At 69.0% G+C, this 26,089-nt stretch carries 27 protein-coding genes and 1 tRNA gene; 5 read left to right on the forward strand and 23 right to left on the reverse strand.

All coding sequences use genetic code 11. The annotated features are described in order from the left end of the window. Positions 1-91: 91 nt before the first annotated feature. Positions 92-1,210: a sugar ABC transporter substrate-binding protein gene (locus tag AC5P09_RS29095; protein ID WP_493876720.1), complete on the reverse strand. Its 1,119-nt coding sequence runs from the start codon at positions 1,208-1,210 to the stop codon at positions 92-94. 283 nt (positions 1,211-1,493) lie between these two features. Between AC5P09_RS29095 and AC5P09_RS29100 the strand changes: the two genes are divergently transcribed. Both AC5P09_RS29100 and AC5P09_RS29105 read left to right on the forward strand, forming a co-directional pair. Further along, positions 1,494-3,521, forward strand: a complete 2,028-nt coding sequence (locus AC5P09_RS29100; protein WP_493876721.1) for a PA14 domain-containing protein — start codon at positions 1,494-1,496, stop codon at positions 3,519-3,521. 1 nt (position 3,522) lies between these two features. Continuing rightward, positions 3,523-5,244 (forward strand): fibronectin type III domain-containing protein, encoded by a 1,722-nt coding sequence (locus tag AC5P09_RS29105; RefSeq protein WP_493876722.1) that lies wholly within the window; start codon positions 3,523-3,525, stop codon positions 5,242-5,244. Between the two features lie 61 nt (positions 5,245-5,305). Here the strand turns inward: AC5P09_RS29105 and AC5P09_RS29110 are convergent, their stop codons facing one another. The 6 genes from AC5P09_RS29110 to AC5P09_RS29135 all read right to left on the reverse strand — a co-directional run bounded on the left by AC5P09_RS29110 (position 5,306) and on the right by AC5P09_RS29135 (position 11,004). Beyond that, positions 5,306-5,614 carry a hypothetical protein gene (locus AC5P09_RS29110; protein ID WP_493876723.1) on the reverse strand — a complete coding sequence of 103 codons (309 nt, stop codon included), beginning with the start codon at positions 5,612-5,614 and terminating at the stop codon, positions 5,306-5,308. 16 nt (positions 5,615-5,630) lie between these two features. Next, positions 5,631-6,083, reverse strand: a complete 453-nt coding sequence (locus tag AC5P09_RS29115) for a heat shock protein transcriptional repressor HspR (RefSeq protein WP_266448262.1) — start codon at positions 6,081-6,083, stop codon at positions 5,631-5,633. 5 nt (positions 6,084-6,088) lie between these two features. Then, on the reverse strand, positions 6,089-7,285 hold the full coding sequence (dnaJ, locus tag AC5P09_RS29120; RefSeq protein ID WP_493876724.1) for a molecular chaperone DnaJ: 1,197 nt from the start codon (positions 7,283-7,285) through the stop codon (positions 6,089-6,091). Between the two features lie 45 nt (positions 7,286-7,330). Beyond that, on the reverse strand, positions 7,331-8,038 hold the full coding sequence (gene grpE / locus AC5P09_RS29125) for a nucleotide exchange factor GrpE (RefSeq protein ID WP_493876725.1): 708 nt from the start codon (positions 8,036-8,038) through the stop codon (positions 7,331-7,333). Then, the gene (dnaK, locus tag AC5P09_RS29130; RefSeq protein WP_493876726.1) at positions 8,035-9,879 is read right to left on the reverse strand and encodes a molecular chaperone DnaK; all 1,845 of its coding nucleotides are present in this window, start codon (positions 9,877-9,879) and stop codon (positions 8,035-8,037) included. Before dnaK ends, grpE begins: the two co-directional genes overlap by 4 nt. 96 nt (positions 9,880-9,975) lie before the next feature. Next, the gene (locus AC5P09_RS29135) at positions 9,976-11,004 is read right to left on the reverse strand and encodes an MraY family glycosyltransferase (RefSeq protein ID WP_493876727.1); all 1,029 of its coding nucleotides are present in this window, start codon (positions 11,002-11,004) and stop codon (positions 9,976-9,978) included. A gap of 240 nt (positions 11,005-11,244) precedes the next feature. On the opposite strand from AC5P09_RS29135, the gene AC5P09_RS29140 reads away from it, so the two are divergent. Next, positions 11,245-13,536, forward strand: a complete 2,292-nt coding sequence (locus AC5P09_RS29140; protein ID WP_493876728.1) for a (Fe-S)-binding protein — start codon at positions 11,245-11,247, stop codon at positions 13,534-13,536. Between the two features lie 66 nt (positions 13,537-13,602). Here AC5P09_RS29140 and AC5P09_RS29145 read toward each other — a convergent pair whose 3' ends face one another. Then, positions 13,603-13,983, reverse strand: coding sequence for a hypothetical protein (locus tag AC5P09_RS29145; protein ID WP_493876729.1), 381 nt, complete (start codon positions 13,981-13,983; stop codon positions 13,603-13,605). Positions 13,984-14,190: 207 nt separating this feature from the next. Further along, positions 14,191-15,195, reverse strand: a complete 1,005-nt coding sequence (locus AC5P09_RS29150; protein ID WP_493876730.1) for an ArsR/SmtB family transcription factor — start codon at positions 15,193-15,195, stop codon at positions 14,191-14,193. A gap of 498 nt (positions 15,196-15,693) precedes the next feature. Here AC5P09_RS29150 and AC5P09_RS29155 point away from each other — a divergent pair, with 498 nt between their 5' ends. Then, entirely contained in the window at positions 15,694-16,659 is a 966-nt protein-coding gene (locus tag AC5P09_RS29155; RefSeq protein WP_493876731.1) for a Yip1 family protein, read from the forward strand. Positions 16,660-16,742: 83 nt separating this feature from the next. On the opposite strand, the gene AC5P09_RS29160 is transcribed toward AC5P09_RS29155, so the two are convergent. Beyond that, positions 16,743-17,240: a phosphoribosyltransferase gene (locus AC5P09_RS29160; protein ID WP_493876792.1), complete on the reverse strand. Its 498-nt coding sequence runs from the start codon at positions 17,238-17,240 to the stop codon at positions 16,743-16,745. A 41-nt stretch (positions 17,241-17,281) separates the two neighbouring features. After that, complete coding sequence (dcd, locus tag AC5P09_RS29165; RefSeq protein ID WP_493876732.1) at positions 17,282-17,857, reverse strand: dCTP deaminase; 576 nt, start codon at positions 17,855-17,857, stop codon at positions 17,282-17,284. Positions 17,858-18,368: 511 nt separating this feature from the next. Here dcd and AC5P09_RS29170 point away from each other — a divergent pair. After that, positions 18,369-18,442: transfer RNA gene (locus AC5P09_RS29170), tRNA-Gly, on the forward strand. Positions 18,443-18,491: 49 nt separating this feature from the next. Here AC5P09_RS29170 and AC5P09_RS29175 read toward each other — a convergent pair. From AC5P09_RS29175 to AC5P09_RS29230, 12 genes are all read right to left on the reverse strand, one after another. After that, on the reverse strand, positions 18,492-19,697 hold the full coding sequence (locus tag AC5P09_RS29175) for a tyrosine-type recombinase/integrase (RefSeq protein ID WP_493876733.1): 1,206 nt from the start codon (positions 19,695-19,697) through the stop codon (positions 18,492-18,494). After that, complete coding sequence (locus tag AC5P09_RS29180) at positions 19,697-19,909, reverse strand: excisionase family DNA-binding protein (protein WP_493876734.1); 213 nt, start codon at positions 19,907-19,909, stop codon at positions 19,697-19,699. Before AC5P09_RS29180 ends, AC5P09_RS29175 begins: the two co-directional genes overlap by 1 nt. Further along, entirely contained in the window at positions 19,906-21,210 is a 1,305-nt protein-coding gene (locus AC5P09_RS29185) for a replication initiator (RefSeq protein ID WP_493876735.1), read from the reverse strand. Before AC5P09_RS29185 ends, AC5P09_RS29180 begins: the two co-directional genes overlap by 4 nt. 131 nt (positions 21,211-21,341) lie before the next feature. Next, the gene (locus AC5P09_RS29190) at positions 21,342-21,584 is read right to left on the reverse strand and encodes a SpdD protein (protein ID WP_493876736.1); all 243 of its coding nucleotides are present in this window, start codon (positions 21,582-21,584) and stop codon (positions 21,342-21,344) included. Positions 21,585-21,597: 13 nt separating this feature from the next. Continuing rightward, positions 21,598-21,792, reverse strand: a complete 195-nt coding sequence (locus AC5P09_RS29195) for a hypothetical protein (protein ID WP_493876737.1) — start codon at positions 21,790-21,792, stop codon at positions 21,598-21,600. 9 nt (positions 21,793-21,801) lie between these two features. Beyond that, complete coding sequence (locus AC5P09_RS29200) at positions 21,802-21,993, reverse strand: mobile element transfer protein (protein ID WP_493876738.1); 192 nt, start codon at positions 21,991-21,993, stop codon at positions 21,802-21,804. Continuing rightward, positions 21,993-22,193: a hypothetical protein gene (locus tag AC5P09_RS29205; RefSeq protein ID WP_469486206.1), complete on the reverse strand. Its 201-nt coding sequence runs from the start codon at positions 22,191-22,193 to the stop codon at positions 21,993-21,995. The genes AC5P09_RS29200 and AC5P09_RS29205 overlap by 1 nt, the downstream gene beginning before the upstream one ends. A gap of 19 nt (positions 22,194-22,212) precedes the next feature. Then, entirely contained in the window at positions 22,213-22,842 is a 630-nt protein-coding gene (locus tag AC5P09_RS29210) for a DUF2637 domain-containing protein (RefSeq protein WP_493876739.1), read from the reverse strand. A gap of 3 nt (positions 22,843-22,845) precedes the next feature. Next, positions 22,846-24,231, reverse strand: coding sequence for an FtsK/SpoIIIE domain-containing protein (locus AC5P09_RS29215; RefSeq protein ID WP_493876740.1), 1,386 nt, complete (start codon positions 24,229-24,231; stop codon positions 22,846-22,848). A gap of 5 nt (positions 24,232-24,236) precedes the next feature. After that, positions 24,237-24,587: an SCO3933 family regulatory protein gene (locus AC5P09_RS29220; protein WP_493876741.1), complete on the reverse strand. Its 351-nt coding sequence runs from the start codon at positions 24,585-24,587 to the stop codon at positions 24,237-24,239. Between the two features lie 124 nt (positions 24,588-24,711). Then, positions 24,712-25,440 carry a GntR family transcriptional regulator gene (locus tag AC5P09_RS29225; protein WP_493876742.1) on the reverse strand — a complete coding sequence of 243 codons (729 nt, stop codon included), beginning with the start codon at positions 25,438-25,440 and terminating at the stop codon, positions 24,712-24,714. An 89-nt stretch (positions 25,441-25,529) separates the two neighbouring features. Then, positions 25,530-25,967 (reverse strand): ATP-binding protein, encoded by a 438-nt coding sequence (locus AC5P09_RS29230; protein WP_493876743.1) that lies wholly within the window; start codon positions 25,965-25,967, stop codon positions 25,530-25,532. Between the last annotated feature and the right edge of the window lie 122 nt (positions 25,968-26,089).

Raw genomic sequence — 26,089 nt, forward strand, 5'->3', positions numbered from 1 at the left:
ACTCGGGTCGTGGAAGCACGACACTGCCAAGAAGCGAGTGGCCCAACGGCAACCTCGCAGCTCCGGCCGCCGTGTCCCCTATTCAGGCCGACTACTTCAGCCCGATCGACTCGCAGTCCGCCTTGAAGTCGCTCGTGCAGATGTCGGACACCTTGTAGATGCCGTCCGCGACGACCGTGGACTTGATGTTGGCCTTCGTCAGGGCCACCACCGGGACCAGTTGGGCGGAGATGTCCTTGTTGGTGGGGCTGTCCACCTTGTCGGAGGCGAGGGCCTCGAACTTGAGGTCCTTGCCCTGGATCTTGGCGACGGCCATCTCCGCGGCGGCCTCGGCCTCCTGCGGATACGGCTTGTAGACGCTCATGTACTGATCGCCCGCGACGATCCGCTGCACGGCGGAGAGTTCCGCGTCCTGACCGGTGATCGGCGGCAGCTTGGTGACGCCCTCGTCCTCCAGGGCCTTGATGATGCCGCCGGCCATGGCGTCGTTGGCGGAGTAGACGGCGGCGATGTTGTCCTTGCCGATCTTGGCGATCGCCTCGGTCATGTTGGCCTGGGCGACCTCCGGGCTCCAGCCCTTGGTGTCGAACGACTGGGCGATCGTCACCTTGCCGTCCAGCTCGGAGCGCGCGCCCGCCTTGAACTGCCCGGCGTTCGGGTCGGTGGGCGAGCCGTTCATCATGACGATCTTGTCGGAGGTGTCGACGTCCTCGCCCAGCGCCTCGATGATCGAACGGCCCTGGACCTCGCCGACGAGCTCGTTGTCGAAGGAGACGTACGCGTCGATCGGGCCCTCGGCCAGGCGGTCGTAGGCGATGACCGGGATGCCCGCGTCCTTGGCCTTCTGCACCGTCTCGGCGATGGCGTGCGAGTCGACGGCGTCCAGCAGGATGACGTCGACCTGGTCGTCGATCATCTGCTGCATCTGGTCGGCCTGCTTGTCCGGGTCCGCCTCGCCGTTGGCGTAGACGGTCTTGCCCTTGTTCTCGGTGAGGGAGGCGACCTTCGCCTTGATGATGGGGTAGTCGAACTCCTCGTACCGCGTGTTCGTCTTCTCGGGCATCAGGACGCCGACGGTGATGTCGTTCCCCTTGGTCGGGCTCGCCTCGCTGCTGGTCCCGGTCACCCCGAGCGCGCCGCAGGCGGACAGCGAGAGGGTCATCGTGGACGCGGCCACGGATATGGCGATACGACGCATTGGGGAGCTCACTTCTGGTGCCTTCCGGACGCGGGCGCAGCATGCTGCCCGTGTGACTGAAAAGCCAACGCGTCGACATCCCTCACCGTCAAGCGGAACCACTTAACGAGTACGCAACGCCACGCTCCGCTTTGCATGTGAAGACATGGCAGAAACCCCTCCAAACGCCCTTTACGGACTCTCCATCGAACGCACCCCCTTGGAAGGGCAAAGATCCGTACAACCAACTCCATTCCTCACGAGTCGATGATCACAGCGGCTGCCTCTGCCGCTCCGATCACGACCAGAGGACCGAATGAACCCAGCCAGACGTACGACGGCCGCAGCCGCGACCGCCGTCGTGCTCGCCACCGCGGGCGGCCTGCTCACCGTCGTCACCGCCCCCGCGTCCGCCGCGACGACCTGCACCTCGCCGGTCTTCAAGCGGCAGTTCTTCGCGAACACCACCTTCTCCGGTACGCCGAAGAAAACGGACTGTGACTCGAAGATCGCCCAGAACTGGGGCACCGGCGCTCCCGCCTCGGGGCTGCCGTCGAACAACTTCGGCGTCCGCTGGACCGTGACACGCGACTTCGGCTCCGGTGGGCCGTTCGCCCTGCCGGTCTCCGCCCAGGACGGCATCCGCGTCTACCTGGACAACGTCCGCAAGGTCGACCTCTGGAAGAACGTGTCGTCGACGGTGAAGAAGACCGTCAACGTCACGATCCCGTCCGGCAGGCACACCCTCCGCGTCGACTTCGTCAACTGGACCGGCACCGCGAACGTCTCCTTCACCTACACGCCCCGCACCTCGGCGACCGTGGACAAGGTCAAGCCGCTCGCCCCGACGGCGACTTCGGTCACGTACGACCAGGCCACCGGCAAGGCGAAGCTCACCTGGGCGAAGAACAAGGAGATGGACCTCGCGGGCTACCAGGTCTACCGGCGTCTGAAGGGCACCGACGACTACCGCAAGGTCAGCGGCGGATACCTGGTCACCGGCACCTCGTTCACCGAGACGCTCGCGCCGACCGGTGCCGCGTACTACTACGAGGTCCGCGCCGTCGACAAGGCCGGCAACGAGTCGGCGGGCAGCGCCGACAAGCTCGTCACCACCGTCGACAGGACGGCCCCGCTGACGCCGGTCCTGTCCGCGACCGACGACCCGGTCCGCGGAGTCGAGCTGGACTGGCAGGACGACACCTTCGACGTGACGTACGACGTCTACCGGGCCCCGTCCGCCGGCGGGACGTACGAGAAGCTCGGCGTCTCCTACGGGTCGAGCCGCACCGACGAGACCGCGCCCTACGGCGAGACCTCGTACTACAAGATCGTCGCCAAGGACCCCGCCGGCAACACCGCCACCTCGCAGGTCGTCTCCCTCAACCGCCCGCTGGCCGTGCCCACCATGGAGTCCCCGGGCACGAACGCGGAGGAGACCGGGATCACCCTGCGCTGGAAGACGTCGAAGGCGGCGCCCACGCAGTACCGGGCCTACCGCTGGGAGCTGTCCGACGCGGACGCCGTCCCGGTGCCGGTCACCTGTGAGACGTACCGGGTGGGCAACGAGGCCGACTACTACCCGGAGTACGGCTGCACGGACTACTCCGCCGCGGCGAGCACGGCTTACGGGTACTACGTCACCAGCGTCGACAGCGCGGGCCGCGAGTCGGCCCCCTCGGCCACGGTCCAGGCGGGCCTGCGCGACACCACCCCGCCGCCGGCCGTCACCGGCCTCACCCACACCAGCACGGAGTACGGCACGGTCCTGGAGTGGGACGAGAGTCCTGCCCCGGACCTCGCCCGGTACCTCGTGCACCGGGCCCCCGCCGACGGCGGCGACCACGAGTGGATGGCCACCCTCCCGCCCGGGACGACCACGTTCACCGATCTCAACGTGCCGAACGACGAGTACTGGGTCTACTTCGTGGACGCGGTGGACAAGAACAACAACTCCCGTTACACGACCAGCGGTTCCCCGCTCGTCGACGTCGCCAACGTGAGTGTCAACGAGTTCGAGCTCACCCCGTCGCAGTCGCCCGAGCCGACCGCGCCCTGGTCCCTGACCGCGGCTGCGGACGAGTCGGCCCACGCGAAGCTCTCGTGGACCTGCACCGCCGCCGACTGCACCACCGCGGGCTTCCACGTCTACCGCTGGGACCGCGCGGCCGCCGAGTACGTCCGCCTCACCGACGTACCCCTGGCCGCCGACGCCCGCACCTACACCGACCTCACCACACCGTCGGCCACGACCAGCCACTACCTCGTCTCGGCCGTCGCCGCCAACGGCTCGGAGGCCTTCTCCGGCCTCGCCCCCGTCGTGGTCCCCCCGAGCGGAGCGTGACATGACCAACCGAACCAGCCGGGTGGCCCGGGCCACGGCACCGGCGCTCGTCCTCGCGACCGCCGGCGGCCTGCTCACGGCCGTCGCCGCCCCCGCGTCCGCCGCGACGAGTTGCACGTCCCCGGTCTTCAAGCGGCAGTTCTTCGCGAACACCACCTTCTCCGGCACGCCGAAGAAAACGGACTGCGACAACGCCATCGACCAGAACTGGGGCACGGGCGCCCCGACGTCCGGCCTCCCGTCGAACAACTTCGGCGTCCGCTGGACCGTGACGAGGGACTTCGGCTCCGGCGGGCCGTTCTCCTTCGCCGCCCAGGCGCAGGACGGCATCCGCGTCTACCTCGACAACGTCCGCAAGGTCGACCTGTGGAAGAACGTGTCGACGACGGTCAAGAAGACCGTCAACGTCACGATCCCCTCCGGCAGGCACACCCTCCGCATCGACTTCGTCAACTGGACGGGCACCGCCAACGTCAAGTTCGGCTACACGCCCCGCACCTCGGCGACCGTCGACAAGGTCAAGCCGCTGACACCGACAGGCACTTCGGTCACCTACGACCAGGCCACCGGCAAGGCGAAACTCACCTGGGCGAAGAACAAGGAGATGGATCTCGCCGGGTACCGCGTCTACCGACGCCTGAAGGGGGCCTCCTACAGCAGTACGCCGCTCGCGACGACCACCTCGACCTCGTACACCGACGCCGGCCTTCCGGTCACCGGCGCGGTCTACTACTACGAGGTCCGCGCCTACGACAAGGCAGGCAACGAGTCGACGGGCACCGCGGACCAGGCCGTGACCACCGTCGACCGCACCGCACCCACCGCGCCCACCGGACTGACCACCGACTCCGTGTCGGAGGGGCTGCGGGTCGGCTGGGGATCGGTCTCGGGGGCGGCGTCGTACCGGGTGTACCGGGCGGCGAGTGCCGAGGGCACGTACAGCCGGGTCGGGAGTACGACGAGTCAGGTGTCCTACGTCGACGCCTCGGCCGTCGAGGGCAGCACCTACTACTACCGGGTGACCGCCCTCGACACGGCCGGCAACGAGTCCGCGCGTTCCGCCGCCGTCAGCGACAGTCGCGTGGACCTCACCGCGCCGTCCGCCGTCACCGGGCTGAGCGTCACCCCGACCGAGTACGGCTTCGCGCTGCGCTGGGATGCGAACCCGACCGCCGACCTGGAGAGTTACGTGGTCCGCCGGGGTGAACTCCTCGGCGACGAGGAGGAGAGGGTCTGCTCGCTCTCCCCGGGCTACTACGTGTCGGCCGACACCACCTCGTACGACTACCCCCTCCTCCCGGACGGCGAGGAGACCTGTTTCATCGTCGACGCCATCGACGATGCCGGGAACTCGTCCTTCAGGTGGACCGGCGAGGCCCAGGTCGTGACCGTCACCGAGCTCGACACGACGCCGAGTGTGGCGACGCCCGAGGGCTCACCGCTGACCCTGGAGGCGACCGGGGCGGAGGGCGACGAGGGGAACCGTCTGACGTGGTCCGGGCTCGGTGAGGACCCCCCCGAGGTCGCCGGCGGCTACCGCGTCCACCGCTGGAACCCGGCCACCGGGGCATACGAGAAGATCGCCGATCTCGGTGCCGGTTCCGTCGAGTACTTCGACACCGGAGGCGAGCGCGGGACCACCTCGTACTACTGGGTGACCGGCGTGAAGGCCGACGGCACCGAGACCCTGCCCGCGGGCGACTGGGCAGTCACCACGCCGTAAGTCCTCAGAAGGAAGCCGGGCCCACGAGACGAGTGGGCCCGGCTTCCTTTTCGGCGAAGTCTCACCAGAGCGAGATGTACGGCGACATCGCCGGGTACCACGCCAGGTCGAGCAACGGCAGCAGGCACAGCCGGGCCACCGTCAGCGACCAGCCGAGCCGTCGCGCCCACGCCTGCTCACCCGACAGCAGGGCCAGACCCACCACGAGGGAGAGCGTCAACCCGACACTGGACCACAGCAGATACGGGACGTCCGCGAGCAGCACGTACGGGTCGTCGCGCCAGGTCCACAGGGTCCGGGCCACGAGCAGGGTCAGCACCGCCTCCGCGGCGAGGAACCACAGCCCCGGGAAATCCCGGCCCCCTTCCACAAGTTGACGTCAGCCGTCAGTCCGACGCCTGCCGCCCCTTCGGCCGCCACACCACCAGCGCACTCGTCTGCTGGACCTCCTGGTACGGGACCAGGTCCCGTCGGTACGACGCGTGGACCGCGGCCTCGCGCTGCTGCATCGCGGCCGCCGCGCCGTCCAGGGCCGACTGCAGTTCCGCCACGCGGGACTGGAGGGCGGCGACCTGGTTCTCCAGTTCGATGATCCGCTTGATGCCGGCCAGGTTGATGCCCTCGTCCTGCGACAACTGCTGGACGGTGCGCAGCAGTTCGATGTCGCGGGCCGAGTAGCGGCGGCCCCGGCCTGCGGTGCGGTCCGGGGAGACCAGGCCGAGGCGGTCGTACTGGCGCAGGGTCTGCGGGTGCAGACCGGAGAGCTGGGCCGCCACCGAGATGACGTAGACCGGGGTTTCCTCGGTCAGCTCATACGGATTGCGTCGACGACCGTCCATCTCGATCATGCTCCCTTCGCGGCCTGGAACAGCTCCGCCCGCGGGTCCTCACCCGCGGTTGCCTCGCGATACGCCTCGAGCGCTTCACGAGCATTCCCCGTCAGGTCCTTCGGAACACTCACCTCGACGGTGACCAACAGATCTCCGCGGGTGCCGTCCTTGCGGACCGCGCCCTTTCCGCGGGCGCGCATGGTGCGGCCGTTGGGCGTGCCCGGGGGCAGCTTCAGGGTGACGGAAGGGCCGCCGAGGGTCGGGACCCTGACCTCGCCGCCCAGCGCCGCCTCCGCGAACGTCACCGGGACCGTCACCGTGAGGTTGTCGCCCTTGCGGCCGAAGACCGGGTGGGCGTCGACATGCACGGTGACGTACAGATCGCCCGCCGGGCCGCCGCGCTCGCCCGGTGCGCCCTTGCCGCGCAGCCGGATCCGCTGCCCGTCGGTGACGCCGGCCGGGATGCGGACCTGCATGGTGCGAGACGACTTGGCCCGGCCGCTGCCCTTGCAGTCGAGGCAGGGGTGCTCGGCGATCAGGCCGCGGCCCTTGCAGTCGGGGCACGGGTCGGTGAGGGAGAAGCCCCCGCCGGTGCCCCGGGCGACCTGCCCGGTGCCGACGCAGGTCGGACACACGCGCGGTGTGCCGTTCTTGTCGCCGGTGCCCGAACAGGCCTTGCAGGGCTGCTGCGAGGACATCCGCAGCGGGACCGTCGCGCCCTCGATCGCCTCGGTGAAGCTGAGGGTGACCTCGGACTCGATGTCCTGGCCGCGCCGGGGCTGCGTCCGCGTGCCCGTGCCCGCGCCGCCGCGGTTGAACAGGCCCCCGAAGACGTCACCGAGGCCGCCGCCGAAGCCGCCGGCTCCTCCGCCTCCTCCTGCGCCGCCGCCCGGGGCGCCGCCTCCGAAGAGGTCACCCAGGTCGAAGTTGAAGGAGCCGCCGCCCGCGCCCGGCCCCGGGCGGAAGCCGCCGTTGCCGAAGAGGGCGCGGGCCTCGTCGTACTCCTTGCGCTTCTTGGGGTCGCCGAGGATGTCGTTCGCCTCGGAGATCTCCTTGAAGCGCTCCTCGGCCTTGGCGTTGCCCTTGTTGGCGTCCGGGTGGAACTCGCGGGCGAGCTTCCGGTACGCCTTCTTGATCTCGGCCTCGGTGGCGTCCTTGGGGACGCCGAGGACCTTGTAGTAGTCCTTCTCGATGAAGTCCTTGGTGCTCATCCTCGACGTCCCTCCTCTCTCAGCGGTACAGCGCTCGGTTCACGCTCAGCCCTCGTCCGGGCCACCGCTCTCCTTGTCGTCGGCGGCGGGGGCGCCAGAAGCGCCAGAAGCACCAGAGGCACCAGAGGCGCCGGAGGACGTCTCCGCCTCGTCGGCCTTGACGGTCTGCGCGCCGGGCTGCGGCTCGGCCACGGCCACCCGCGCGGGGCGGATGGTGCGCTCTCCGAACCGGTACCCGGGCTGCAGAATCGCCACGCACGTCGTCTCCGTGACGTCCGGCGCGTACGAGTGCATCAGGGCCTCGTGGATCGTCGGGTCGAAGGGCTCGCCCTCCTTGCCGAACTGCTGCAGACCCATCTTCGCCGCGACGGTCTCCAGCGACTCCGCGACGGACTTGAATCCGCCGACGAGTTCGCCGTGTTCCCGCGCGCGGCCGATGTCGTCGAGGACGGGCAGGAGCTCGGACAGGAGGTTCGCCACGGCGATCTCCTTGACCGTGACCCGGTCCCGATCGACCCGGCGGCGGTAGTTCTGGTACTCGGCCTGGAGCCGCTGGAGGTCCGCCGTGCGCTCGCCGAGCGCCGTGCGTACCTGGTCCAGCTGGGCCGTCAGGCCTGCCAACTGTGCTGATGCGTCCCCGGCCGGGGCCGCCCCCTCCCCGGAGGGGGAGGCGGCCTGCGGCTCGGCGTCGTCGGGGGTGGCGCCGGAGGGGACGTCGGGCTTCTCGTCGAAGCCCGGGGTCTCCTCCGTCACGCGGCACCGTCCTTGCGCTCGTCGTCCACGATCTCGGCGTCCACGACGTCGTCGTCGGCCTTGGGCGCCTCGTCACCGGCGGACGCGCCGCCGGTGGCCTGCGCGCCCTGCGCGTCGGCGTACATGGCCTGGCCGAGCTTCTGCGAGACGGCCGCGACCTTCTCGGTGGCGGTACGGATCTCGGCGGTGTCCTCGCCCTTGAGCGCCGCCTTCAGCTCCTCGACGGAGGCCTCGACCTCGGTCTTGATGTCGCCGGGGACCTTGTCCTCGTTGTCCTTGAGGAACTTCTCCGTCTGGTAGACGAGCTGCTCGCCCTGGTTGCGGGTCTCGGCGGCCTCGCGGCGGGCGTGGTCCTCCTCCGCGTACTTCTCGGCCTCTTGGCGCATCCGGTCGACCTCGTCCTTCGGCAGCGAGGAGCCGCCGGTGACGGTCATCTTCTGCTCCTTGCCCGTGCCGAGGTCCTTCGCGGTCACGTGCATGATGCCGTTGGCGTCGATGTCGAAGGCGACCTCGATCTGCGGGACACCGCGCGGGGCCGGCGGCAGACCGGTGAGCTCGAACATCCCGAGCTTCTTGTTGTACGCCGCGATCTCGCGCTCGCCCTGGTAGACCTGGATCTGGACCGAAGGCTGGTTGTCCTCGGCGGTGGTGAAGATCTCGGACCGCTTGGTCGGGATCGTCGTGTTCCGCTCGATCAGCTTGGTCATGATGCCGCCCTTGGTCTCGATACCCAGGGACAGCGGGGTCACGTCGAGGAGCAGGACGTCCTTGACCTCACCCTTGAGGACACCGGCCTGCAGGGCGGCGCCGATGGCGACGACCTCGTCCGGGTTGACACCCTTGTTGGCCTCGTTGCCACCGGTCAGCTCCTTGACGAGCTCGGCGACGGCGGGCATACGGGTGGAGCCACCGACGAGAACGACGTGGTCGATCTCGGAGAGGTTGATGCCGGCGTCCTTGATGACGTTGTGGAACGGCGTCTTGCAGCGCTCCAGCAGGTCGGCCGTCAGCTGCTGGAACTGAGCCCGGGTGAGCTTCTCGTCCAGGTGCAGCGGGCCCTCGGCGGACGCCGTGATGTAGGGCAGGTTGATCGAGGTCTCGGTGGACGAGGACAGCTCGATCTTGGCCTTCTCGGCGGCCTCGCGGAGGCGCTGGAGGGCCATCTTGTCCTTGCCGAGGTCCACACCGTGGCCGGACGCGAACTGCTTGACCAGGTAGTCGACGACGCGCTGGTCCCAGTCGTCACCACCGAGGTGGTTGTCGCCGTTGGTGGCCTTCACCTCGACGACGCCGTCGCCGATCTCCAGGAGGGACACGTCGAAGGTGCCGCCACCGAGGTCGAAGACGAGGATCGTCTGGTCGTCCTTGTCGAGGCCGTACGCGAGCGCCGCCGCGGTGGGCTCGTTGACGATCCGCAGGACGTTCAGACCGGCGATCTCGCCGGCCTCCTTCGTCGCCTGGCGCTCGGAGTCGTTGAAGTACGCCGGGACGGTGATGACCGCGTCGGTCACCTTCTCGCCCAGGTAGGACTCGGCGTCCCGCTTCAGCTTCTGCAGGATGAACGCGGACATCTGCTGCGGGTTGAAGGGCTTCCCGTCGAGCTCGACCTTCCAGTCGGTGCCCATGTGGCGCTTCACCGAGCGGATGGTCCGGTCCACGTTCGTGACCGCCTGGCGCTTGGCCACCTCGCCGACGAGCACCTCACCGTTCTTGGCGAAGGCGACGACGGACGGCGTGGTCCTGGCGCCCTCGGCGTTGGTGATCACGGTGGGCTCGCCGCCCTCCAGAACGCTGACGACGGAGTTAGTCGTGCCCAGGTCGATGCCGACCGCACGTGCCATGGTTGATTCCTCCAGCAATGACTTGAGTGGAACGGACTCAAGTGTGCACGACGGCCCAGCCCTGGTCAACAGACATGAGTCGGACCGACTCAACTCTTATCCGTTCCTTACACGCAACTGGGCTCCGACCTGCGGTGTTTTCATCCGCCGGGGGCTTCGAGGCCCGTACACCCTGACCCGCAAGAGTGCGAGTACGACGATCAGGGCACCCGCCGCCACCCAGTGCACCCCGGACTGCGCGAGCCACCCCAGACGGGCGAGGACCGCGACGAGTACCCCGCAGAAGGCCCCGACACCGAGCAGAACCGCCGCCCCCTGAGAGGTGAGCCCGAGCCGCCGCAGCCGGTGCGCGAGATGGTCGGGGCCGCGGCGCAACAGGGGCCGTCCGGCCAGCCGGCGCGACAGCAGGACGAGGACGACGTCCGCGGCCGCGAGGGCCGTCAGCGCGAACAACACCCCCGCGCCGGCCGCCGGTTCGTGCCCCGTCCGGGTACTCAGAGCCGCCGCCGCGAGCACGAACCCGGTGAACAGGGATCCGCACGAACCGAGCCCCACGCGCGCGGGAGGCCAGTTGTGCATCAGGAACCCGGTCAGCGCGGCGGCCAGCACGCTCAGCAGCGCGGCCAGCCCGTCCATCACCTCGGCCGCCGCCAACACGGCCACCCCGAAGGCGGTCACCACCCCGACGGCGCCCGCCAGCGCGTCCGCATGGTCGAGCGCCCGGAAGCCGACGGCGACCAAGACGATCCAGCCGGCCGCCAGCAGCCCGCCCGGCACACCGGTCTCCGCGTACGGCACCACGCAGGCCGCCGCGACAGCCGTACCGCCCACCAGGAACCGCGCCTTGACCCGCCGCACGTCGGCGACCAGCCCCAGCACGGCGACCGCGGCCCCGGCGGCGAGCAGCGTGCCGATGCCGTCCACGAGGGGCGCGAACCCGGTCCACTCCCCGGCGGCCGCGACCAGGCAGGTGACGAGCACGACGGCCACCCCGCCGAGCAGCGGGAGCGGGCGCTGTCGGCGCCGGTCGAGGACGCCGAGGCGCAGGGCCGGGACCCGCACGAGCGCGGTGAGGAGGGCGGAGAGGAGAAGGGCGGTGGTTGCGGCTGCGATCCCGTAGAGCACGGATCCAAAGCTAAGCCGAATGTCATGATTTGGTATGAATGACGGGATCGGCTCGGCGCGCCGCCGGGGCACGTTACTGAGGTCTGCCTCAGTAGCACAGATCACCGCACGGCTGACTACAGTGCGGCACAGGATTGCGGGTACTCTCAGAGGACTGCATAAGTTACCGCTTAGTAATCTCGAGGGCGCCCCTTCGCGGACCGCCTCGACGAAACCCCTCGCAGGCCCGAGGAGCCCGAAATGCAACTCGCCGCGATCATCGTGTCGCTGGTTCTGACCGTGGTCGGCGTCGCGCTGCTCGCACGCGCCATCGGCCAGTTCGTCCGGTACTTCAAACTCGGCCAGCCGCTCCCCGCCGGCGCCCGGACCGACAACCCCTACCAGCGCAGTGTGACGCTGGTGAAGGAGTTCCTCGGCCACACCCGGATGAACCGGTGGGGCATCGTCGGCTTCGCCCACTGGTTCGTGGCGGTCGGCTTCCTGACGCTGCCGCCGACCATCATCACCGCCTACGGCCAGCTTTTCGAGGCCGACTGGACGCTCCCGGTGATCGGCGGCTTCCTGCCGTACGAGCTGTACATCGAGTTCATCGCCGCGATGACCACCCTCGGCATCGCCACGCTGATGGTCATCCGCCTGCTGAACCTGCCGTCCCGGCCGGGACGCAAGTCACGGTTCGCGGGCTCGAAGATGGGTCAGGCGTACTTCGTCGAGTACGTCATCCTCACCATCGGTCTGGCCATCTACGTGCTGCGCGGCCTCGAGGGCGCCATCCACCACGTGGAGCACTACGAGGCCGCGTACTTCGCCTCGTACCCGCTGGTGCTGGCCTTCAAGGGGCTGAGCGTCGGCGCGCTGCAGAACCTGATCTACCTGACCGCCATGATCAAGCTGGGCACGACCATGATCTGGATGATCACGGTCTCGCTCAACACCAACATGGGCGTGGCCTGGCACCGCTTCCTGGCGTTCCCGAACATCTGGTTCAAGCGCAACGCGGAGGGTTCCACCGCGCTGGGTGCGCTGCAGCCGATGACGAGCGGCGGCAAGCCGATCGACTTCACCGACCCGAGCGACGACGACGTCTTCGGCGTCTCCCAGGTCGAGCAGTTCTCCTGGAAGGGCCTGCTGGACTTCTCCACCTGCACCGAGTGCGGGCGTTGCCAGTCGCAGTGCCCGGCCTGGAACACCGGCAAGCCGCTCTCCCCCAAGCTGCTGATCATGTCCCTTCGGGACCACGCCCACGCCAAGGCGCCCTACCTGCTCGCGGGTGGCGGCAAGACCATGGAGGGCGAGGAGAAGGCGTCGGAGGAGCAGCTCGCCTCGGTGCCCGCGGCGGCGCTGGCGGAGGCCGAGCGCCCGCTCATCGGCACCGCCGAAGAGAACGGCGTCATCGACCCGGACGTCCTGTGGTCCTGCACCACCTGCGGCGCCTGTGTCGAGCAGTGCCCGGTGGACATCGAGCACGTCGACCACATCGTCGACATGCGCCGCTACCAGGTGATGATCGAGTCCGCGTTCCCGTCCGAGGCGGGCACGATGCTCAAGAACCTGGAGAAGAAGGGCAATCCCTGGGGGCTGGCCAAGAAGCAGCGCCTTGAGTGGACGAAGGAAGTCGACTTCGAGGTGCCGGTCGTCGGCAAGGACCTCGAGGACCTGTCCGAGGTCGAGTACCTGTACTGGGTCGGCTGCGCGGGCGCGCTGGAAGACCGTGCCAAGAAGACGACGAAGGCCTTCGCGGAACTCCTCCACATGGCGGGCGTCAAGTTCGCGATCATGGGCGGCGACGAGAAGTGCACGGGTGACTCGGCGCGGCGCCTCGGCAACGAGCCGCTGTTCCAGGAGCTCGGCATGGAGAACGTCTCCGCGCTGAACATGGCGTTCGGCGAGGAGATGGACGACGAGGGCAACGTCACCGCCGAGTCGAAGAAGCCGAAGTCCGCGAAGAAGATCGTCGCCACCTGCCCGCACTGCCTCAACACCCTCGGCAACGAGTACCCGCAGCTCGGCGGCGACTACGAGGTCATCCACCACACCCAGCTGCTCCAGCACCTGGTGGACGAGGGCAAGCTGGTCCCGGTGACGCCGGTCGAGGGCCTCATCACGTACCACGACCCCTGCTACCTGGGCCGCCACAACAAGATCTACACGCCGCCGCGCGAGATCATGACGGCCGTCCCGGGCCTGCGTCAGCAGGAGATGCACCGCCACAAGGAGCGCGGCTTCTGCTGCGGCGCCGGCGGCGCGCGGATGTGGATGGAGGAGCGGATCGGCAAGCGCATCAACAACGAGCGTGTCGACGAGGCGCTGTCCCTCAACCCCGACATCGTCTCGACCGCCTGCCCGTTCTGCCTCGTCATGCTGACCGACTCGGTCAACGGCAAGAAGAACGAGGGCACGGCCAAGGAGTCCATCCAGGTCGTCGACGTCGCCCAGCTGCTCCTGGAGTCCGTCCGGACACCGGTGGACGAGGAGCCGCCGGCGGGCGAGTCGGATGCCGAGAGCGCGCCGGAGCCGCAGCCGGTGAAGTGACCGGCGTCTTTTGTCACTGCCGACGCCCCGCTCCTCTCTCCGGAGCGGGGCGTCGGCGTATCACGATCAGGACGGGTCGAGCCGGATCGAGTTGTACCGGGTCAGGTCGATGTCCCAGTAGGTGTACGGGGCGAGCTTGCTGGTGCAGTTGGTGCCGTCACGGTTGACGCACAACCGCGCCGTGGCGCTCCCCGTCTGGTTGTTGAAGACGCGGTGCACCCCGTACTCGTCGTACAGCTGGTGCACCCCGTAGGTGTAGTACCAGTGCTCCGGATTGTTGTTGTTCCAGCCGGCGTTCGGGTAGATGCACACACGGCCGGTGACGCAGCCCGCGTAGTCCTGGGTGCCGGTCGGCGCCGCCTGCGCGGTGGACGAGGTGACGAGGCCGAGCCCGAGCAGGGACGCGGCCGCGGTGAGGACGACGCCGAGTTGGCGGATGCGCTGCATGAATCCTCCTGAGGTGCAGTCTTCGGTTACGGCAGGGACAGCGGCAGATCGCGGCGGCGTCCGACCCCGCGGCGGCACGACTGATCGCGGTGCTGCGGCGTCGTACGGTGGTCCCCCGAACCCCGTTTCCGGTCCCCGTTCGAGGCCCCATGCTGTCGTCGGCCGCCGCGCCGCCGCCACACGTTGAAGCTGTGGCTTAAACGAGGCTCAGGAGTCGAGCGGCGCCCTCAGCGGGCTCTCCAGGAGCGCGAGTCCCGCGGGCGTGACCGTGTGCAGCACGTGCTTGCTGTGCCGCACGCTCAGCACCAGTCCGGCCCGGCGCAGGACCGCGGTGTGCTGACTGGCGGCCGCTCCGGAGATGCCGAGCCGTTCCGCGAGTTCGCCGGTCGTCCGGCCGGTCACCACGTCCTCCAGGATGGCGGCCCGGGTACGGCCGACCAGGGCGCCCAGGTCCGAGCGCGGTCCTGTGGCGCCGCGCCCCCGGGCCCAGCCGAGGCTGTGCCGGATCGGGTACACGAGGACCGGGGGCAGCCCGGGTGCGGCGAGCGTGACGGGTCTTCGAGAGCAGAAGAAGGACGGCTGGAGCAGCAGCCCCCGCCCGTCGAGCCGCAGCTCGCGGTCGACCGGGTAGTCCACCTCCAGCACCGGCGGTCGCCAGCGCAGCACGGGTCGGAATCCCGTCAACAGCCCCTCGGTGCCGTTCGCCAGTACCGCCCGGGTGCGCGCGACGCGGTCGGCGTCCACCTGCGCCCGGATGTGCGGCCAGAAAGGAGCGAGCGCGTACCGGTGGTACAGCTGCAGGGCGGCGCCCAGCCGGCGCAGGGACTCGGGGTCACCCTCGGCCAGCGCACGGGTGCCGGTCGGCAGTGGGTGTAATCGTTCCGGGGAGGCAGCGAGCCTGGTCAGATCGCCGCGCAGGTTGGTTCGGGGGGTGCGGAGCACGAGGTCGACCGCGCTGTCCAGGTCGAAGGAGCCACCCAGCTCGGGCGTGAGGAAATCCGGTGAGTAGCCGCGCGGCGGCAGCAGCGCGGCGAGCGTCCGGGCGGCCGGGGGCAGCCGCGGTCGGATCAGGCGCCGCCATTCGTCGAACGGCAGGCTGTTCTCGTTCGTGATCAGCGTCTGGAAGCTGTTGGCGATCTCCCAGAGAGGATCGGGCGCGCCGGCGACCCGGACGCGCGCGATGTCCTCGGAGGTGAAGTGCACCCGCAGCATGGCGTCTCCGATGGTGGTCGGTCATCGGGTGAGTAGCGGTACTCCATGACAGTTGCGGGACCGGACGGGTCCGAACAAGGTGATAATCGGTCGCCCGTTCGATAGTGGTGAAGTGAGGGGTGGCCTGTCAGGTCGCTGAGCCCAGGGCTCACGATCACGCGGTCGGCTGGGGCACCAGCTCCGACATCACGGCGAGCGGGAGCGACGCCCGCCCCGACGCCGTCCCTACGCCGCCCTGGGGCGGACCGGCCGGCCCAGTTGCCGGCAGGAGTCGGCGCCCGGCGTTCGACGCGCTGGGCGGCATCTGCTGGGCGGGACCTTCGTAGCGGCCCCTTGGCCCCTTGGCCCCTGGCCCCTTGGCCCCTTACGGCATTCCCCTGAGCAACCTCTGAGCGCGCGCCCTCACTTCCCTTAGGGGATGTCACAGCTCGGCAGCAAGCCGGGCCCGATCCGTCCGGCCCGGCCCGTGATTCTCGTGGACCAGGTACGTTCGAGAGCGTGGCTGGATTCAGGATGGGACGCGGCGGCCGGGACAACCGTGCACCGCAAGCGCGACCGCAACAACCCCCGCACGGACAGCAGGCGCCCCAGGGGCCGTCGTCGTACGGCTACCCGCCGGCGCCGCAGCCGTATCCGCAACAGCAGCCGTACGGCCGCGGCGGCAACGGCGGCGGCAGCCCGTGGCCGCAGACGAACGACGGCCAGGGCGGTTACGGCAGGCCCGGAGGCTACGGCGGCCAGGGCGGCCAGGGTCACGGCGAGCCGGAGTACTTCGGCGACGACCCGGCGTACGCGCCCCAGGAGGGCCCGGACCCGTACGCGGCCAACCAACCGGGTCACACCCAGGCGTTCTCGGTCGGCGAGGATCCCTACAACCAGGGCGGGACCTACCGCGCCGGCGCGGCCCCCGCGGCCCCGGTCGGCCCCCGCCTGCACTGGAAGGTCCTGCTGAGGGGTATCGTCCTGTCCCCCAACCAGACCTTCCTCCAGATGCGCGACTACACGGTGTGGGGCCCGGCCCTCGTCGTGTCCTTCCTCTACGGCCTGCTCGCCGTCTTCGGCTTCGACGGCGCCCGCGAGGACGCGATCAACGCCACACTGTCGAACGCGGTGCCGATCGTCCTGATCACCGCCGTCGCGATGGTGCTGAGCTCCTTCGTCCTCGGCGTGGTCACCCACAGCCTGGCCCGCCAGCTCGGCGGCGACGGCGCCTGGCAGCCCACGGTCGGCCTCTCCATGCTGATCATGTCCCTCACGGACGCCCCGCGCCTGGTCGTCGCGATGTTCTTCGGCGGCGACGCGAGCTTCGTCCAGATCCTCGGCTGGGCCACCTGGGTCGCGGCCGGCACCCTCCTCACCCTCATGGTGTCCAAGTCCCACGACCTGCCCTGGCCGAAGGCGCTGGGCGCGTCCGCGATCCAGCTGATCGCACTGCTGTCGATCGTGAAGCTGGGCACGTTCTAGAGCTTTTCCGGTAGGGAAGGACTACTCCGGTCGACGAGAAGGGGCTCCCCGCGTGCTGCGGAGAGCCCCTTCTGCTGTGACCGTCAGGCGTCGAGCACCTGTCCCGCTCGCCTTACGACGGGCGGTTGGACGCTCCACGGGAAGTTGATCCACTCATCGGTCCGCTTCCACACGTACTCGCACTTCACCAGCGACTGCGACTTCTCGTAGATGACGGCGCTGCGCACCTCGTCGACGGCGTCGAGACAGAAGTCACGCACCAGCTTGAGCGTCTTGCCGGTGTCGGCGACGTCGTCGGTGATGAGGACCTTCTTGGAGGAGAAGTCGATGGTGTTGGGGACGGGGGCGAGCATGACGGGCATGTCGAGAGTCGTCCCCACCCCGGTGTAGAACTCGACGTTCACGAGGTGGATGTTCTTGCAGTCGAGGGCGTAGGCCAGCCCTCCCGCGACGAAGACGCCACCGCGGGCGATGGAGAGCACGATGTCGGGCTCGAACCCGTCGTCGGCGATGCTCTGGGCGAGTTCGCGCACGGCGGTGCCGAACGCCTCGTACGTCAGGTTCTCCCGGACGTCGCTCACGCCGCTCGTCCCCTCGTTTATCTCCGCCTTCATCTCCGCGCTCACACTTGCGTCCGATGGAAGTTGAGGAAGGACCGGGAGGCGGTCGGCCCCCGCTGCCCCTGGTACCGGGACCCGTACCGCTCGCTCCCGTACGGGAACTCGGCGGGCGAACTGAGCCGGAACATGCACAGCTGCCCGATCTTCATGCCGGGCCAGAGCTTGATGGGAAGGGTGGCGAGGTTGGACAGCTCAAGCGTCACATGCCCCGAGAACCCCGGGTCGATGAACCCGGCGGTGGAGTGGGTGACGAGGCCGAGCCGGCCGAGAGAACTCTTCCCCTCGAGCCGCGAAGCAAGATCGTCGGGGAGCGTGATGACCTCGTACGTACTGGCGAGAACGAACTCCCCGGGATGCAGGATGAACGGCTCATCGCCCTCCGGCTCGACGAGCCGCGTCAGATCCGCCTGTTCGACGGAGGGATCGATGTGGGGGTACCGGTGGTTCTCGAACACCCGGAAGTACCGATCAAGACGTACGTCGATGCTGGACGGCTGCACCATGGATTCGTCGAAGGGATCGATCCGCACCCGTCCGGCGTCGATCTCGGCCCGGAGGTCCTTGTCTGAGAGAAGCACGCCCCGAGGATACGCAAGACGCGCGGACCGACCACCATCGGACGACCCGCGCGCCTGTGCTGCTCGCTATGCGGATGTGACTAGTGCTTCTCCAACGCCACCGGCACCACACTGCGGAGCCGGGCACACCGAGGGCACCGGACGAGTCGTCCGGGACCGAGCCGCTCGGCCTGCTGCATCGGGAACGAAGCGGTACTGAACACGTGCCCATCGGCACAACGGACGACGGTGCGCTCCATCAAGTCCAAGAGTCCCTTCCCCAAGAGCCGCGTCTGGCTGCTGCTTGCCTGACGACAAATGCCACATTACGGGATCAAAGAGACGACTCTCCAGGCGGCACTCCGACCCACCCGGCCCCTCTCCCACGTCTCCACCGTACGCCCCAACTCCCGCCCCCCGCAGCCCGGTCACACCCCCGTAACGCACCGCGGCCCCACGGCTTCAGCGCCGGGGGCCGGACATGAGGTAAAGTGACCGTGCGTTCCGACACCGGTCCCGACCGGCGTCTTATGCGGGTGTAGTTTAATGGTAGAACATCAGCTTCCCAAGCTGAGAGCGCGAGTTCGATTCTCGTCACCCGCTCCATGATGAAGGCCCAGGTCATCGACCCGGGCCTTTTTGCTGTCCACTGCGATCACTCGTCGCGTGCCAGATTCGTGCCAGAACGCTGATCGTCGGGGGTGGCTGTCGCGGGTTCTGGCACGGCCGCAGCTTCCTGTACTTCCTGGCGTGCCTTGCGCACGGTCGCGTCGAGACCGGCTGCAACTTCCTGCTGTCGGTCGTCGTCGGAGTGCTGGTAGATCAGCGCGGCTTTCTCGGACGACTGGCCGGCGCGGACCATCGTGTCCTTGAGGGTGGCACCGGAGCGGGTCGAGAGTGTGTGTCCGGTGTGACGAAGGTCGTAGAACCGGAAGCCCTCAGGGACGCCGACGACCGTTCGGGCCTTGCGCCACTTCCGGCCGAAGGTGCTGCGCCGGAAGGCCGCGCCCTTCTCGCCGAGGAAGACCAGACCGTTGGGTCCCTTGCCCGCGAAGAGCTCCATATGAAGGCGCAGCTCCGGGCGGAGGAACTCGGGGACGTGGACGGTCCGGGTGCCTGCCTCGGACTTGGTCTCGCCGGGGGCGCGGCGACCGTTCGTGCGCTCCGGTTCGGCGATGCGGACCTTGATCTTCAGCGCCTCGACGTCGACGTCCCGGCGGCGGAGACCGGCCAGCTCCTCGGGGCGGAGGGGGCCGTACGCGCCGAGGTAGACCATGAGACGCCAGCGAGGGCCGATGTGGTCAGCGAGGGCGTCCACCTGGGCGACGGTGGCGATACGGCGTTCGGCCGCCTTTTCCTTTCCGGCGCCCTTGATGCGGCACGGGTTGCGCTTGATCAGGTCATCGTCCACGGCCGTCTCCATGATGCTTTTCAGAAGCCGGTACGCCTTGGCGATCGTGGTCTTGGCTTTGGTCGTACGGAGGCGTTCGGCGCGCCATTCGCGGACGAGAGGCGCGGTGATCTCGTCGAGGTCCGATTCGCCGAAGGTGGGAAGGATGTGGTCGTCCAGGAGGTAGTGGTACAGGTCCTCACTGAGGACGGAGAGCTCTCGTTCCTCGACCCACTTCTCCGCGTAGACCTTGAAGTTGACCGATCCCGCCTCCGGGTCGCGCCAGTCTCCGCGCCGGATCTCGGTTTGCTTCTCGGCAAGCCAGTCGTCGGCGTCCGCGATCGTCGCGAAGGTTTCCGGCGCGGGTCGCATCACGCCGTCGGGCCCCGGATAGCGCGCCTGATAGCGGCCGGACGGGAGTCTTCTGATCGCGCCGAAGCGGCGACGCCTGCCTTTGCCGTTGCCGCTCATCAGGCAGCCCTCCTGTGCCCGGTTCGGGGTCGCCTCAGCGGCTCGACCATGCGGGATTTGATGAACTCCTTGATGGCACTCTCGGGGATGCGGACGTGCCGGCCGACCTTCACGTACCGGATGCGCCGCTCCTCGATCAGTCGCCGTGGGAAGCGGGTGGTCGTGCCGAGCAGCTCGGCGACCTGGTCGACGGACAGGTAGCGGTCGGTCATCGGGTCGGTTCTCCTTCCGTTCCGGGAGCGGGTTCGAGGGATGCGGCCAGCCAGGCTTCGGCGCGGGAGAGACTCGTTCCGGCGAACACCCAGTGGGCGAGGACGAGGGTCGTTTCGGTGGGCTTTGTCTCGACGGCCGGGGCGGTTTGCGCGCGGCGCCAGTCGGCTCGGGCGGTGCGGAGTGCGCCGAGGGTGGTGGAGTAGCGGCGGGATTTGGTGGAGAAGTGGCCGCGGAAGCCGAGCATGTGAGCCCAGGCCCGAAGGCGGAGTTCGGCGAGCTCGGGGCGTGCGCCGAGGGTCCAGGCGACACGGATCATGCGTCGGGCGTGTTCGGTGATGCGTGCTTGGGCGAGTTCGGCGAGGAACTTGAGCGGCCGGTCGAGTGTGCCCGTCGCCGTCTCGGCACCCTTGGTCGCGTACTTCGCGATGTACGAGGCGACGGCTCGTTCGGTGAGCTCCTGGCCGTCGTCGAAGTCGGCGGAACGGATCGTACGGACGTCGAGTTGGCGGCCGAAGGCGAAGGTGTGGGGGCGGCCGTCGATGGTCGGACCTTCGACGCGGGCGGCGGTGGCTGCGGCCTGGATGGAATCCGTCAGGAGCTCTGCCGTCGCCCAGGTGGGCGGTGCCGTGTCGCCGCCTTCCGGGCCATCGATGCGGATGACCGCATGGAAGTGCACTGCACCGCGCTTCTGGTACTCCGCCACCTTCGCGAACGAGACGCGCGCGTGATCGCGGAAAGTGCGTTGGGTGAGACCGGCCCGCTTGGCGACCTCCCGGCGGAGGTAGATGGAGAAGCGCCGCCAGAGGAGCCCGGCATGGGCGTTCCAGAGCACGGCCGCTTCGTAGTCGTACCTGTCCGGGTCGAGGGGCGTGCCCAGCGCATTGTCGTTCTCGTCGTGCCGAGCACCGCAGCGGCAGGGGCGGCCGTCGGTGCGGCGGTTGTGGACCGGGCCGAAGCCGGGGGCCGTGAAGGTGGCGAAGACGCGGGGGTGGGTGGCGACCTGGTCGGAGGTGCCTTTGCCGCCTCGCAGTCCGGCGGTGATCAGGTGGTATGTGTCGCGGCGGTAGGTCTCGGCGCAGGCCGGGCAGCGCGTTGCGCGGCGGTTGTTGCAGCGGACGAGGAGTTGGCCGGCCGGGAGGGCGGCCGAGTTGAGATGGTGCAGGGCTTGGCCGATCTCGCCGGTAGTCGTGTCGACCGCGTACTCGGTGCGGTGGCCGTCGAGGCGCACGGGGTGGGTGCAGCCGCCCAGGCCGGAGAGTTGGCGGGCCAGTTCGGGCATGGTTCCGAGGGAGGCCAGCACGGAGAGTTCCGCCAGCGGGGGCGGAGTCTGCCGGGTGATGATGGGACTTCCTTTCGGCTGTTTCTGCGGTTGGGAGGGACGGCCCCCGGGGCGGCGGGATGCTTGGCGGCGTTTGCCGCCCCCGGGGCCGGTCAGCGCCTGTTGGCGTTGTTGAGGAGCGAGCGCAGGACCACGGCGGCGATGGCCACGGAGATGGCCGTTACGGCGACGGCCGCCAGGAGCGCGGTGAGGACGACACCGCCGACCAGGACAGCGGCGACCGGGCCCGCGTAGGGGCTGAGTGAGCGGCCAGCCGTAGGCGCCGGATTGTGGTGCTGCTGGGGGATGAGGATCGACGGCGGAGTGGGGACGTCGGGCAGCTTGGGGCGGAACATGGCGGAGCTCCTCTCAGCGGTTGTCGCCGTTGACGACGCCGACCCCGGAGCGGGTGCCGGACTCGATGGCGGGGGCGAGGAAGGTGTGGGAGAGCCAGAAGCCGAACAGGGCGATCACGACGGCGACCCGCATGCGGACGCCGAGGAACTTGATCGCGGCCCAGGCGATGACGCCCAGGACGAAGACGAGCGGGAGAGAGAGGGTCATGGGAACTCCTCAGCGGACGCGGCAGCGATGGGTGCGTGCGGCGAGTTCGGCGGCGGCTCGGGTGTCGTAGTCGTTGGAGAAGCCGCAGCGCGGGGCAGTGCAGACGGCGGTGTGCTTCTCGCGGCCGCGGCCGTCGTAAGCAGTGCCGACCTGGACGGGGCCGATGCGGATGACGTTGCGGAAGCGGCGGTTGGCGGGCATCAGGGCAGCTCCTTCGGGTCGTTGTGGTTCTCGCCGGTGAAGTCGGCGGCGTGGTCGGCGAGCCAGCGCAAGATCTCGTCGCCCTCGTAGGTGTCGGCGGCGAGGATCACCGGTTCGGCGATGAGCACGGCTTCGGTGAGGCGGTTCTGTCGAGTCAGCTCGGCAGCACGCTTGAGCGCGCGGAGCGTGGACGGACGCAAGGTGGAAAGTCCTCCGGGGTCAGGTGAGTTGGGTGGCGATTGCTTCGGCGAGCGGGAGCGGGACGCCCAGCCGGGTGCGAAGGGTTGGGGTGTCGATGTCCCTCCCCGTCCGGGTCCGGTGGTCGTCGGCGACCTTGCGGGCGAGGGTGACGAGCGCGGGCGGGACAGGGGCGGCGGCGGGCGGTGCGGACGGCTGCGGGTCGGCGGTGGGCAGCTCAGTCGCGGTGGGCATGACCGGCGGCGCGGATGCGTCGTCCTGGTCCGGTACCGGCACCGCGTCGCGGTCCGGGGTGCCATGGGCGAGGAGCGTTCCGCCGAGGAAAGCGACGGCCGGCCATCCGGCGACAAGGATGCGCAGCCAGGCCGGGACGTCGCCGAGGTCGAGCAGGCCGGCCGTGGCGACGTTGGCGCCCAGCGACGCGACCAGGGCGACGACGAACCAGCACCAGCCAGAGGCTTTCGCCGTACCGGAGCGCAGCCGTCGCCAAGCCGCGACGAGGAGCAGGTCAACGCTGATCGGGTAGGCCCACGCCTTCCAGCCGTCCTGTCCGGCCGCCGCAGCGAGGTCGTGCAGGTGGGCGAAGGAGAGCGCGGCGGCGATGGCCGCTTGGACCAGAACCGGGTCGATGCGGATGCGGTGGGTGCGCATCGCTCACTCCCCCGCTGTTTCGGAGGCCACGCGCGCGGTGGGCACCGGGTTGGAGGTGTCGAGGACGATGGGCGGGACATACGGCCGAAAGGTCGTGAGCGCCGGAACGTCCGGGGCAAGGTGGGCCGTGTCGCGGCAGGTGGCCGCAGCGGCGGTGAGGGACAGGTGGGGAGTTCGGATGCGGGACCAGCCACCGGAGGTGTCACCGGCCACGGCCAGGCCTGGCAGCTCGGCGGCGATGGCGCAGGAGGCGCAGACCGCTTCGGGGGCGATGTCGCCCAGGGCCATCTTGGCTGAGGCTTCATCGTTGACGCGGTGGCAGACGCGGCCGGTGAGCTGGGCGCGCAGCATGGTCGCGCCCTTGCCCAGCTCTGCGCCGAAGCGCTGCCCGCAGACTTCCAGGTAGATGCCGGCCGCGCGGCCGAGCTGGGCGAGCCGGATGAGGTGCGTGACCATCTCGTCCCGTCGCTCCTCGTCCTTGCGGGTGGCGACGAGGAAGAGTTCGGCCACCTCGTCCACGAACAGCACGATGGGCACGGGCCGTTCGATCTCGGGCAGGCCCCAGATGTCAGAGGTGATCTCCTCGTCGGGTGTGCCGGGGGCGATGCCCTGTCGGGCCTTGATCAGGTCGTATCGGTCCTCCATTTCCTTGACCAGGACGGGCAGCAGCTCGGCCGCCTCGTCCGGGTCGGTCGCCAGCGCGGCGAAGCGGGAGGCGAACGGGGCCAGCTCGACGCCGCGCTTGCAGTCGATGCCGACCAGGGCGACGGGCTGTCGGGCGAGACCTGCGATCAGGTTGCGCAGGTACATGGACTTGCCCGACAGCGTTGCGCCGAGGACGAGTTCATGCGGTACGGCGCGGTAGTCGCGTAAGAACGCCGTAGCGTCCTCCCGCAGCGCCACCGGCACCTTGAGGAACCCGCCCTCGATCCGCCGAGGCATCCGGACCTTGCGCAGGACGTCGAAGCCGATGAGCCGGAGTTCGACGACACCGGGCTTGACGTCCTTCACGTACACGGCGTGCACGCCCCAGGCATGGCGAAGCCGTTCCGCCGAGGCGGCGACGTCGGCGGGTTCCTGGCCCGGGGCGAGCCGGAGCCGGATGCGCAGGCCCGTCGTAGTGGGCCGGATGATGCCCCGGCGGGGCGGGACGGGTCGGATCTCGCGACGACTGGTCGCCTTGATGGCCAGCGTCCGCAACCGGGACGGCTCGACGGTCAGGCCACATGCGTCCATGGTCGAGGAGTACGAGGCCAGTAGCCGGGCCACCGAGACCGGCAGCCCGACCGTGGACCAATACGCCGCCGGGTTGGTGTGCCGGACGTACGCCGCGCCGCCTATAGCAGCGAGCGAGCCGCCCAGCTCGGCCAACGTGATCAGGTCCGTCACGGCGATCAGCCCGCCTGAGCGACCGGGAAGGCGCCCGGCGCGATCGCGGTGGCTCGGTAGGCGATGCCGTGCCGCTGCTGGCCGTTGAACACGCTCTCCCACGGCCGGGCGATGAGGCCCGGCAGCGATACCGGAGAGCCAACGGTCAGGCCCTCCGTCACACCGCTTTCGGGAACGGTGACCTGGATGAGCGACGAGTCGCCCTCGTCGATGAAGACAACGCCGACGGTCATCAGCGCCTCACCGCTCACGGTGTCCTTGGCGATCTCGCCGGTCTGCCGGTCGCGCACCTTCGGCGCCGGCGCTTCAGTCAGCAGGATCGTGGCGGACGAGGCGTCAACGCGGATCACACGCACAGAAATTTCTCCTTCTTGGATCGATCAACCCGCCACCTGACAGGTTGACTTAGCAAGTTCGAGTTAGAGTTGCCAAGTTGACTTGTCAAGTGTGAATGGAGCTCAACTGCCCATGCACTTGGGCTCAGTTCAAGCGATACGTGTCTTCGAGCTCCTGCCCATCCGCAGGAAGCAGCACGTCGGAGACCTGCAAAGCCCGCCCCGACGCGTCATGGGCGATGACCAGGACGCTGAGAACAGGCACACCGTCAGCCAGACCGAGAAGCTCGGCCTCACCCGCACTGGGCAGTCGAGCCGAGACCCGCTCCGTCACGTGGTCGAAGCGGAGCTTCTTCCGAGCTTCCAGGTATCCCCGGACGCCGGCGCCCAGCGGTTCGGAACTCTCCAGTTCGGTGCCCTCGACGAGGTCGGCGGGGAAGTACGACGAGACGAGCTCGACCGCCTCCCCCTCCTCCTCGACCAGGAATCGACGCATCAGGACCTGGGCCCGCTTCGGCAGCCCGAGCACGGAGGCGATGCGCGCCGGCACCGGCACCTGGTCGACTGCAACGAGACGCCCCGGAGTCTGGGACTCGTTGCGCTCCAGCGCTTCGCGCCCTCGGCGGTCCTTCTGCTCGACGACGGCCGGCCGCCCGCGCACGATAGTGCCAAACCCCTGCCGGGACTCCAACCAGCCGTCCCGTTTCAGCAGCTCAAGGGCGCGCACGACGGTTGGCCGAGACATCCCGAATGCTTGGACCAGCTGATTCTCACTGGGGACCCGCGTGCCCGGCGGGTACGTGCCATCCTCGATGCGGCGTTGGATCGTCTGGGCGAGGCGTACGTACTTGGGTGCCTCCACTTCATACGCCATGAACGCCGCCTGTCGAGATTGGCCAAGTCAACTGGTCAACCAGACTAGCGATAAATCCAATTGCGCAATACTGCGGCGCCACACCTGCCTCAGACAGGCCAAGCATCGGCCATGACGAAGGAAACGACTGTCCCGCCGAGGCGGCTGGGCCCGGAGTGCCACGACTCGGCGATGGAGTCGACGAGGAGCAGTCCGCGGCCGTGGGCGTCATTGGCTTCCGGGTGCCGGAGTCGTACATTCGCCGGGAAGCCCGGGTTGTGCACCTCGACTCGGAGCGAGGCCCCGTCCCGGAACCACTCCACCCGCACGACCCACTCGTCCTCCGAGCGTCCGTAGGAGATGGCGTTGGTCACCAACTCCGAGATCATCAACGTGCAGTCGTCGACCGAACAGGCCGGGTTGTACGGGGCGATGAACTTACGGAACCAGCGCCGGGCACGGGGTACCGACTCCGGGACAGGGTGCAAGGTCATCGCTCCGAGTCGCGGTGAGTCCTGGCAGGGGTAGCGGTCGATCGTGTAGCCCATCCGTGCTCACTCCTTGCCGCTGCCGTCGCAGTCGAGGCAGCGCCGCTTCGATGTGGCACGGGCACGGTCAGCAGTGGTGGCAAGCGCCAGGGACGTACGCGAACCGACGCGCTTCCAGCCGC

The sequence above is a fragment of the Streptomyces sp. a15 genome (assembly GCF_059026085.1).

What these genes read in the sequence shown, in the direction of transcription:
- AC5P09_RS29100 (WP_493876721.1), top strand. Translation starts at nt 1,494, where the DNA reads ATGAACCCAGCCAGACGTACGACGGCCGCAGCCGCGACCGCCGTCGTG.
- AC5P09_RS29105 (WP_493876722.1), top strand. Translation starts at nt 3,523, where the DNA reads ATGACCAACCGAACCAGCCGGGTGGCCCGGGCCACGGCACCGGCGCTC.
- AC5P09_RS29115 (WP_266448262.1), bottom strand. Translation starts at nt 6,083, where the DNA reads ATGGACGGTCGTCGACGCAATCCGTATGAGCTGACCGAGGAAACCCCG.
- dnaJ (WP_493876724.1), bottom strand. Translation starts at nt 7,285, where the DNA reads ATGAGCACCAAGGACTTCATCGAGAAGGACTACTACAAGGTCCTCGGC.
- dnaK (WP_493876726.1), bottom strand. Translation starts at nt 9,879, where the DNA reads ATGGCACGTGCGGTCGGCATCGACCTGGGCACGACTAACTCCGTCGTC.
- AC5P09_RS29140 (WP_493876728.1), top strand. Translation starts at nt 11,245, where the DNA reads ATGCAACTCGCCGCGATCATCGTGTCGCTGGTTCTGACCGTGGTCGGC.
- AC5P09_RS29145 (WP_493876729.1), bottom strand. Translation starts at nt 13,983, where the DNA reads ATGCAGCGCATCCGCCAACTCGGCGTCGTCCTCACCGCGGCCGCGTCC.
- AC5P09_RS29150 (WP_493876730.1), bottom strand. Translation starts at nt 15,195, where the DNA reads ATGCTGCGGGTGCACTTCACCTCCGAGGACATCGCGCGCGTCCGGGTC.
- AC5P09_RS29175 (WP_493876733.1), bottom strand. Translation starts at nt 19,697, where the DNA reads ATGAGCGGCAACGGCAAAGGCAGGCGTCGCCGCTTCGGCGCGATCAGA.
- AC5P09_RS29180 (WP_493876734.1), bottom strand. Translation starts at nt 19,909, where the DNA reads ATGACCGACCGCTACCTGTCCGTCGACCAGGTCGCCGAGCTGCTCGGC.
- AC5P09_RS29190 (WP_493876736.1), bottom strand. Translation starts at nt 21,584, where the DNA reads ATGTTCCGCCCCAAGCTGCCCGACGTCCCCACTCCGCCGTCGATCCTC.
- AC5P09_RS29195 (WP_493876737.1), bottom strand. Translation starts at nt 21,792, where the DNA reads ATGACCCTCTCTCTCCCGCTCGTCTTCGTCCTGGGCGTCATCGCCTGG.
- AC5P09_RS29200 (WP_493876738.1), bottom strand. Translation starts at nt 21,993, where the DNA reads ATGCCCGCCAACCGCCGCTTCCGCAACGTCATCCGCATCGGCCCCGTC.
- AC5P09_RS29210 (WP_493876739.1), bottom strand. Translation starts at nt 22,842, where the DNA reads ATGCGCACCCACCGCATCCGCATCGACCCGGTTCTGGTCCAAGCGGCC.
- AC5P09_RS29225 (WP_493876742.1), bottom strand. Translation starts at nt 25,440, where the DNA reads ATGGCGTATGAAGTGGAGGCACCCAAGTACGTACGCCTCGCCCAGACG.
- AC5P09_RS29230 (WP_493876743.1), bottom strand. Translation starts at nt 25,967, where the DNA reads ATGGGCTACACGATCGACCGCTACCCCTGCCAGGACTCACCGCGACTC.